The organism is Actinospineispora acaciae DSM 45401 (assembly GCF_000620785.1).
Taxonomy (GTDB): Bacteria; Actinomycetota; Actinomycetes; order Mycobacteriales; family Pseudonocardiaceae; genus Pseudonocardia; species Pseudonocardia acaciae.
The window spans coordinates 1-1993 of record NZ_JIAI01000080.1; the positions used below are offsets into that span (position 1 = coordinate 1).

Below are 1993 nucleotides of genomic sequence, written 5' to 3' on the forward strand. Positions count from 1 at the left end.
TTTCCCTGGTCGACCCACCACCGGTAGGCGTCTCGGACATCGTCGTAGAGGCGCCGGGGGCCGGCCTGCCGCACTCGGTACGGCGGCTTCTCCCCGACCCGTACCGACGCCCACGAACGGCCCTCGGGTTCGAGGAGCCACATCGTGCCCTGCCGTCGTGCGCTCTTCCTTCTCTGCCACTGAGTACGCACGCCGTCGCCGATGCGCTGCCCGACCGCCAACGCCGCGTCACGACGATTCGCCCACCTGCCCGGGTGTAGGTCCGTCTCACCAGTCACGTCAGGCGTACCGGCCAGGCTGGACGGGTCGCCCCTGGACACCCGCTGCGACCGTAGGCCGATGAACAGCAGCGGGGCGCCCAGGCGGCCGGTTGCGGTGCCGTCCTCGTGGACGCGCAAGGACGCGAGGCCAGGAGGGTGGAAGGCATTCCGCAGAGGCACCAGGACCAGACCGCCCGCCACGGTCTGGGCGATCCATGGGTACGGCACCTCGCGCACCCCCACCGTGACAATGACCCGGTCGTACGGCGCAGCCCCCGGGTGACCCAGCTCCCCATCGCCGGTCACCACGGTCACCTTGTCGTACCCGGCGCGGGCGAGCGCGGACCGCGCCTGGCCGGCGACCTCCGGGTCGATCTCGACGGTGGTCACGTTCGGCGCGCCCACGCGGTGGGCCAGGAGGGCGGCGTTCCAGCCGGTGCCGGTGCCGATCTCCAGCACCCGCATGCCCGGCTCGACGTCCAGGGCGGCGAGCATCGTCGCCACGACCGAGGGCTGCGACGCCGACGAGCTGACCTCTACTCCGCCGTCCGGCGCTGGGTGGCCGTCGTCGACCTGAGTGTTGACGGGGGCGTCGCTGGAGGCCAGCTCCAGCCAGGCGGCGGGGTCGATGTCTCGGCGAAGCGGCAGCAGCCGGCCGCCGGCTGAGCGGTCGATGCGCCACACAACCTCGGGCAGGAACTTATGACGAGGTGTGGCGTTGAATGCCGGCTGCCACTCCTCGCTCAGAGAGTCCCCGGCCACCAGGTCAGCAACGAGCCGAGCGTGTGCCTGGTCAGGTGTCACTTGTTGTCGTCATCCACAGGTGCGATGTCGTCGTCCCACTGCCCGTCCGTCTCCGGTTCACCCAAGCCGGACTCTTCCTCGTCATCTTCTGGTCCGCGCATGCCGACGAGCCTGCCGCGGCCGGGTCAGCTTCGGGCGAACCGAGCCGGGTGCCACCCGATAGAACCACTATGTCGTGCAATGTTGTGGTCGGTGGCGCGAAGCAGGTGACGGAGACTGACTCGTGATGATCACTCGCGGTGGGCGTAAACACGGCGTGGAGTACAGTCTGCGCTGTTAGCGACCCCCGCTCGCGGGCTAGGCGAGCGAGGGTCGGAGCGCCGAGATAGAGGCTCGGACATGACGAATCGTACCGTGATCGGTGACGACCACGACGGCCTCGGCGATCGTGTGCGGGGCCTGCGGGAACGGGCGCTCGGGCCGACCGGCAGGAAAATGACCCAAGCCGACCTGGCGGCGGCGGCCGGTGTGTCGCTCGATCTGATCCGGAAGTTGGAGCAGGGTGTCAGGCATACCGCGTCGCTCCCGAGCCTGCACAAGCTCGCGCGGGCGCTCGACGTCGACATCGTGCGACTCCTAGGCAAGGAGGTTGCGCTACCTCAGCCTTCGGAGAACTCCGGCGTGGTCGCGTTGCGGCGTGCCGTCACCGGCATCGACGACCTCCTCGGCGCGAGCGACGTGACTCGTGAACCATCGCTGGACGATCTGCGCCGGACCGTGACCTACACCTGGGGTAGCTACTGGTCGGGGCGGTACGACAAGCTCGGCGAGACCCTCCCCGAGACGCTGCGGCTTGGCCGCGCACTCGACCTCACCGGAGAAGCGGCCGACCTGGTCGCGCAGCTCTACCAGGCGGCCGGGTGCACGCTCGTGCAGCTGGGCCAGCCGGACGCCGCGCACATCGCGGTGCGGGAAGCGCTGAGGATCGC

At 69.7% G+C, this 1993-nt stretch carries 2 protein-coding genes; one reads left to right on the forward strand and one right to left on the reverse strand.

Annotated elements, in window-relative coordinates:
- Window positions 1-1022, reverse strand: a 1022-nt coding sequence (locus tag N912_RS64410) for a methyltransferase domain-containing protein (RefSeq protein ID WP_156994474.1), incomplete at its 3' end; no start/stop codon positions are given.
- A 381-nt stretch (window positions 1023-1403) separates the two neighbouring features.
- Here N912_RS64410 and N912_RS59725 point away from each other — a divergent pair.
- On the forward strand, window positions 1404-1993 hold a 590-nt coding region (locus N912_RS59725), incomplete at its 3' end, for a helix-turn-helix domain-containing protein (protein WP_156994475.1).